A 6,847-nucleotide genomic window follows, 5' to 3' on the forward strand; every position below is an offset into this window, starting at 1 on the left:
GCCTGCCTCGCCGCCTCTTCGCTGGCGGCCGCGTAGATCGGGCGTAGCGCGGCGGCCAGGGCCTTGCGATCCTTGTAGCTGGCGTACTCCAGACTGTTGCGGATCAGATGTACGATGCAGGTCTGAACGGTGGTCTGTGGATAGGCTGTGCTGATGGCCTCGGTCAGTCCTTTCAAGCCGTCGACCACGGCGATCAGGATGTCCTGGCAGCCGCGCGTCTTCAGTTCGTTGAACACCTTGAGCCAGAACTTGGCGCCCTCGGTCTGCTCGATCCAGAGGCCCAGCACGTCGCGCTTGCCGTCGGCCTGAATGCCCAAGGCCAGATAGACGGCCTTGTTGCCGACCACGCCGTCGTCGCGGATCTTGACCCGCAGCGCATCGAAGAACACCACCGGATACATCGTCTCGAGCGGGCGGCTCTGCCAGCTCAGCGCTTCGGCCATCACCTCGTCGGTGACCGAGCTGATGAAGTCGGGCGAGACCTCGGTGCCGTAGTGCTCGGCCAGAAATCCCTGAATCTCGCGTACGGTCATGCCTCGGGCATTCATGGCGACGATCTTGTCGTCGAAGCCCGTGAAGCGCCGTTCGCGCTTGGGAATCAGGATGGGTTCGAAGCTGCCGTCGCGGTCACGCGGCACCTCGATACGGATCGGACCGTCTTCGGTCAGAACCGTCTTGGCCCCTTTGCCGTTGCGCTCATTCGTGGCGTTGGACGGCTTGACAGCACCGGGAGGGTAGCCGAGATGATGGTTCATCTCGCCGCCCCGTGCCCGTTCGATCAGCGCCTGCTTGAGGGCCAGCGTCGCGGCATTGATGGCTTAAGCCGTCATCGGGCCGTTGCCGAACTGCTCAAGCAACTCGGCCGGAATCGCTGGCAGAGCCGCCGGCTGGGCTTTCGGTTTGCGAGGCATAAATTCTCCTTGGGAACATGTTCTGCCTTAAACACAAAATTCCTGACAGGCCCGATGGGCTCATGAAAATGCCGTGCCGGAATTATATTTAGGCCATTTAAGGCAATTCCCACCCCTTTGCCCTTGCGCGTTTAGCTGCAAGCTGAGCCACTTCAGCGGGACGGCCAGAATATGATCCCCAACCAACGCCGTCTTCTTTCATACCGACTTGCTCACACAGCCTTCTCATTGCGTCCGACACTACGGATGACACGACGATCAGGTCCGTCCCGGCAGCTAAGCCGGCCTCCGCAAGGGCGTAATGCAACATATATCCCACACCCTTGTTTTGCATTTTTTCTGGAAGGTAGATATCTGAATACCCAAGAGTCGAGCGCCCGCCATATTCAGTATCGGCACTGTCTACAATCATGTCTTTCCTATATTCGTAAATATCGCCGCGAAACCGAAGCACTAAGTTGTAAGAAATTAATTTCGACTGACGCGACTTTTTCGCTTGCTGAATCGTAAGGTTTCCATAACGCTCATGCGTAGCCTCATATTTGGTGGCTGGAATCTCTGTCGACTCCGGATTGACGCTCACCGCTTCGCCAACAGGCGACACATCAGAAGTCACTGCCATGGCGGACGTTACTTCATCGAGCGAAACGGTATGCTTGGGATAGAGAGCGCGCCCGATGTCGCTCAAGTCCTCCGGGTGCGGTGTAAGTACTGTTGGGAGAATCGCTCGTGCGCGTGAAGCCGGAGCACCGTTTTCAGATGGCACTGATGCTGGATTGCTTGGAATACGTTTAGTAATCCCGCTGAAAATTTCTGGAAGGCGGCGTAGCCTCCCCTGCGCCTGAGCTGCCTTTATGCCCGTGGGCCACGGGTTATCAGACTCGTCGTTAGTCGATTTATTTACATCTCGACTTTTCCCGAAAAAATCGATCCGCATCTTAATTCGCCAATTAATATTTTACAAAATTATTATTATCTTATACAAAGTTAGAAATTTCAGTTTGTAGATCACGAAAAGATCGACTCGATATCCGAAGCAGTCTCGCCAGGGACTCGCTTCTCAATCACAGATCGAGTGCGGGCGCGATATATTGTCGCACGCTTGCGCGCTCACCGACCTGCACATCGCCTTGAATGCGACCCGACCTGCCAATGCAGGAGAAGCAATTGCGAGTTGACGTCCGCGGCTGCCCGGCGTCGTGATGAATCAGTCACGCGGAGCATGTCGGTCATCATGGATGTGAAGGCGGGTTTGGCCATCGCGTTAGAGTGAGAGGATTCGGTGGGGCTGTGCTCGCCAGCAATGCATCAGGTTAGTGATTTTTCAGCTGCGGCAGCAACACGCGGGTAAATCTGACGCACGCAGGGGGATCTGCGGTGCCGCTATGTCTAGCGTCCAGCGTTATGGGCAGACTTGTAATGTTAAATGGCGTCATCGCGTGACATCGCCTGTCAACGGGATGACGACTTGGTTGTCTCGCTGCTCCGGGCGTGTCTCGCGGCCCTAGCAAGCCCGCAAGACGGGGTGTCGCAACGGCGCAAAAGCGGATAGAAACGAGGCAAGCTTGTGAACCGCCCCGGATTTTGTGGAGGCTCGTATTCTTGAGAGAATCGAGTCATGAACAAGAAGGCAAGCAAGTTTTCCCCGGAAGTCCGAGAGCGCGCAGTGCGCCTGGTACGCGGGGGGTGTCAGAATTTCCGTGTTCAAGGCGGGTTGAGGTTCACACGGATGGTCGAACGAATCGATTCTCGTAGAGGATAGCGAACTGGTTCATCGCCGTCTTCCAATCATGAGCCGCGCGCCCCCAATCGGCAGTGATGTTGCGCAGTGCCAGCCAGAGCAGCTTGATGGCCGCCTCGTCATTCGGGAAGTGGCCGCGCGTCTTGATGATCTTGCGCAACTGCATGTTCAGACTTTCTATGGCGTTCGTAACCGGCATGATATAGCCGGTGCCTCGCGTTCCCGCGCCGGTATGGTGGGACCATCCGGGACAGGGGCACTGGGGAGCACTTCGGGTGGGCAGGCCGTTGTTACACGATGAGCCGCGAGCTCGTGTTTGTAGTTGGCCGCCCCTGCGACCCGCCCGGTTGCGCTGTGAGCGCGAATCCGTAGTTGTCGTGCTGTCCCACCGGCTCCCAGCAGTGATCTGATACGGGAGACGGTTATGCGAATCGTGGGGTTTGATGTCTCGCGCTCAGTGGCCGAGATCGCGTACCTGGAGGATGGCACGCTGCATGCAGGTGGCCGCACCGGGTTGCGACGCGACGAACTGGAGCGTTTTGCCGAAAAGCTGCGCGCCACCGATCATGTGGTGCTCGAAGCAACCGGCAACACTGCCGCCATCGTCAACGCGCCTGCTGGCCGCCGTCGATATCGTCGATCGCATCCGCACCCAACTTCATGATCCCGAGGGGCTACGCGACGATCTGCTGGAGATCCACAGCATGGCGCATTCGGTGTTGAACGGCGCACCGTCGGTACCGGCGCGAGGCGAAGGCACACTGCCCGAACGGGTGCTGGACGCGCTCGACCAGATCGACGAATTTGTCATGGAGTTCACACGGGTGAGGACGATCCTCGAGCCGCTCGAAGCGCTGCACCCTGACGACGGGTTTGGCGAGGATTAAACGGCGCCAGTCAGCCTTTCAATCGCTCGCGGAAGGTGCCCCGGCCCTGATGTGGCGGTGCTCGACGACGTGGCGCGCGAGACGTCACAAGGCTTGACCGCGACACCGGCATGAGCCGCAAGTGCACTTCCCGGCCTGCTGTCCGCCTGGTTTGCTCAGAAGTCTTCGTCGTCGCTGCTCTCCACGTCGCTGTAGCCCTCAATCGCGGTGGGATCGAAATGCGATGAACTGATCTGCTCGACGAATTGCAGCGTGACCGGCTGGTGCGATGGCGGTCTGCGCACAGACTCCGCCAAGTGTGTCAGATTTTCAATGTCGACGCCGAGGTGGCGCCCCAGCCTCTCCGCCTCATCGGGCTCGAACTCCTTGGCCTTTTCGAAGTCAATCAACACCATGTGCCCGGTCTCGGACTCATATATGATGTTGCCCGCGTTGATATCCCCGTGCACGAAGCCATGCGCTGCAAGTTGCTGCAGCACGGGTGCCAAGCGCTCGACGCGCTCGGCCAGTTCCTCGCGGCTCTGCGCTGACAGATCGGGGGAGTCCATGAGGCTCTGCAGCGTCTGACCTCGCACAATCGGTGTCACAAAATTGAGATAATCGGCGTCGTACCCGGTCACTAGCTCGACTTTCAGGTGTCGCCCGAGTTCGGGCTGCAGGCTCGCGAGTGCAGCGATGGCGTTCGTCGTTCGGCGGATATTGACAATATCGTCGTCCGACAATGGCAGGCTCGGGTCATCCCGCCGAGTGATCTTTTTGTAAAAAGGCGAATCGCCGTTCCGGCGCGACATGACTCTCGTCAAGGACGTAAGAGTGGACGTACCAATCAGGCGCTCGGGACGTTGCCCAGCAAGGTCCTTCGTTTTGTAGGCAGGACCGTGCGGAAGTCCTTCTATCTCATAGGCCTGCCCGCCGTGCCACGTCAACTTAGCCAGCGACAAATTCTGCCGAAACACCTCGCGCCGAGGAGGCAATGTGCCGCCTGCGGCCGTTGGACGTCGCGCACGAAGTCCCGCGTACAGTGACGGTGTCTCACGAATCCAGCCAGACACGCAGTCTCGCCGCCCGACGGGCGCTGATTCGGTCAGCGTCGCACCATTCTGCCCCGAGGGTCCGCTTGCTGGTTGTTCCACTCGATCCGAGCCACCCAGATTGAGTCTTGGACGAAAATCCATGAAAGATATGATCCTATGGGAAAGGTAGCGAGATGCTCATTTTTTAGGATCATCGCTTACGAATGGCAAGGCAGCTATCGCCACACACGTAGTTCGGAACGAAAATCCGAACCCAGTAGGTGCGACCGACGAGTCGCAAGAGAAGCGTGAACACGCCAAGCCATGACGGACAGATAAATAACCTTATCAGTCCGCCGTCGATCTTGTTCTAAACTGGCAAGCATGAAAACGCGTGAGACCGAACCCCTTGTCTTTCCCGACGATGCCGAACTGGCGGCGCTGCGCACCTGGTACGCCGGGCTCGACGCGCGCGCGGCCGTCGCGCGTTATCTGGGTGATCGCAAGGCACCCGGAGCCTCCGCACGCGGCGTGCTCGGCCGCATCCGGCGTGCGCTGACCGCATACGCGGCAAGCCGCCATCGGGACGATCTGGCGGAGGTATTCGGGGAAAAGGACCGCACCTCGACCGACACTGTTGCGCGCGCGATCGAAACGTTGCGCAGCCTGCCAGCCCCGGTGCCGCACATTGCCGACGACATCGATCCGTGGCTACCGCCTCGCGTGGTGGCCGCCCTGCGGGCGCATGGCATCCGGACGCTAGCCGATCTGACCGTGCGGATTCCGCGTCGGCGCCGCTGGTGGACAGCGATCGCCGGGCTCGGCGTCGCCGGCGCACGCCACGTGGAGGCATTTTTTGCCGCCCATCCGGCGCTGACCGAACGGGCGCGGGCGTTGATCGTCGCGGCGTCGGCCGGGGATATCGCGCCGTGGGAGCAGTTGCGCGTGCCGCACGAAGTCGACGGCTCCCACGGGCAGTGCCGTGCACCGCAGGCCGCCTGCCTGCTGAATGCGTCCAACGACTACGAGGCGATCCAATCCTGGCTGTCGCTTCACGAAGCGTCCACCACGCAGCGCGCCTACCGCAAGGAAGCGGAGCGCCTGATCCTGTGGGCGATCATCGAGCGCGGCCGCGCGCTGTCGTCGCTCACCACCGACGACGCGATCGCGTACCGCGCATTCCTGCGCCGGCCCACGCCGCGCGAGCGTTGGGTCGGGCCGTCGAGGCCGCGGCACAGTGTCGAATGGCGACCGTTCATCGGCGTGCTCTCGCCGCGATCAGCGGCGTACGCACTGAATGTCCTGTCGGCGCTGTTCCGCTGGCTGGTCGAGCAGCGCTACGTGCTCGCGAATCCGTTCGCCGGCGTCAAGGTCAAAAGCCACGCGCCGCGCGCGGGACTGGACGTGTCGCGCGGCTTCTCCGAGGGCGAGTGGCTGCTGATCCGCACCGTAGCCGACGGCCTCGAGTGGTCCTACGGCTGGAGCGAGCCGGCCGCCCAGCGCCTGCGGTTTCTGCTGGACTTCGGCTATGCGACGGGCCTGCGCGCCAGCGAGCTGGTTGGCGCGACGCTCGCCGACATCCGCCGGGACGAACACGGCGATCACTGGCTGCATGTGCTCGGCAAGGGTGGCAAGCGCGGCAAGGTGGCGTTGCCGCCGCTTGCGCGAACGGCACTCGATCAGTATCTCGTGCAGCGGGGCCTACCGGTTACGCCCGCGCGCTGGAACCCGATGACGGTGCTCTTCGCGAGCCTCGAGGAGGACGGCGCAGGCATCGAAAGCACCCGGCTTTGGCGCGTGCTGAGGCGATTCTTCGTGCTGGTCGCCAATGCGATCCAGGACGAGCGCCCCGGGACGGCCGGGAAGCTGCGCCGCGCGAGCCCACATTGGATGCGGCACACGCACGCGTCACACGCACTGGCGCGAGGCGCTGAGCTGATCATGGTGCGCGACAATCTGCGCCACTCGTCGATCTCGACGACGTCGACCTATCTGCACAGCGACGAAGTGCAGCGCGCCCGACAGTTCGATCAGGCGTTTGCCACGCGGGATTTCAAGCAGTAGGCCATTTATACGGACTTCCGCATGAGCGTACCGATTTTCATAACTCCTCCGCTTATGATAGGAATTCACGCTTACCTTGTTCGTCCCCCTTCAACCGCCTCGCACACAAAATCTATGGTCAGCCTGACTTTTGCAAGCGAGTGGGTGTCGACGTAAATTGGGCGTGCGCAAATCTATCCGGGATCGCGATGGAAACAGGTTCCTCGTCCCATGATGAGAGCCGCACCGGGC

4 protein-coding genes and 2 pseudogenes are annotated in these 6,847 nt (G+C 60.7%); 2 read left to right on the forward strand and 4 right to left on the reverse strand.

The features are described from left to right. The 3 genes and pseudogenes from G3O00_RS38380 to G3O00_RS38390 form a co-directional block, all read right to left on the reverse strand. Window positions 1-911, reverse strand: a pseudogene (locus tag G3O00_RS38380) (IS256 family transposase); the annotation flags it as partial. Between the two features lie 97 nt (window positions 912-1,008). After that, window positions 1,009-1,848 (reverse strand): hypothetical protein, encoded by an 840-nt coding sequence (locus tag G3O00_RS38385; protein WP_206146125.1) that lies wholly within the window; start codon window positions 1,846-1,848, stop codon window positions 1,009-1,011. A gap of 784 nt (window positions 1,849-2,632) precedes the next feature. Beyond that, window positions 2,633-2,842: pseudogene (locus G3O00_RS38390) on the reverse strand (transposase); the annotation flags it as partial. Window positions 2,843-3,218: 376 nt separating this feature from the next. Here G3O00_RS38390 and G3O00_RS38395 point away from each other — a divergent pair. After that, window positions 3,219-3,539 (forward strand): transposase, encoded by a 321-nt coding sequence (locus G3O00_RS38395; RefSeq protein ID WP_346779017.1) that lies wholly within the window; start codon window positions 3,219-3,221, stop codon window positions 3,537-3,539. 155 nt (window positions 3,540-3,694) lie between these two features. Here G3O00_RS38395 and G3O00_RS38400 read toward each other — a convergent pair whose 3' ends face one another. After that, window positions 3,695-4,330 (reverse strand): phosphotransferase, encoded by a 636-nt coding sequence (locus G3O00_RS38400; RefSeq protein WP_206146126.1) that lies wholly within the window; start codon window positions 4,328-4,330, stop codon window positions 3,695-3,697. Window positions 4,331-4,936: 606 nt separating this feature from the next. On the opposite strand from G3O00_RS38400, the gene G3O00_RS38405 reads away from it, so the two are divergent. Next, the gene (locus tag G3O00_RS38405) at window positions 4,937-6,616 is read left to right on the forward strand and encodes a phage integrase family protein (RefSeq protein WP_206146127.1); all 1,680 of its coding nucleotides are present in this window, start codon (window positions 4,937-4,939) and stop codon (window positions 6,614-6,616) included. The last annotated feature ends 231 nt before the right edge of the window (window positions 6,617-6,847 follow it).

The organism is Burkholderia sp. Ac-20384 (assembly GCF_017104605.1).
Classification (GTDB): Bacteria; Pseudomonadota; Gammaproteobacteria; order Burkholderiales; family Burkholderiaceae; genus Burkholderia; species Burkholderia lata.

What these genes read in the sequence shown, in the direction of transcription:
- G3O00_RS38385 (WP_206146125.1), bottom strand. Translation starts at nt 1,848, where the DNA reads ATGCGGATCGATTTTTTCGGGAAAAGTCGAGATGTAAATAAATCGACT.
- G3O00_RS38395 (WP_346779017.1), top strand. Translation starts at nt 3,219, where the DNA reads ATGTGGTGCTCGAAGCAACCGGCAACACTGCCGCCATCGTCAACGCGC.
- G3O00_RS38400 (WP_206146126.1), bottom strand. Translation starts at nt 4,330, where the DNA reads ATGTCGCGCCGGAACGGCGATTCGCCTTTTTACAAAAAGATCACTCGG.
- G3O00_RS38405 (WP_206146127.1), top strand. Translation starts at nt 4,937, where the DNA reads ATGAAAACGCGTGAGACCGAACCCCTTGTCTTTCCCGACGATGCCGAA.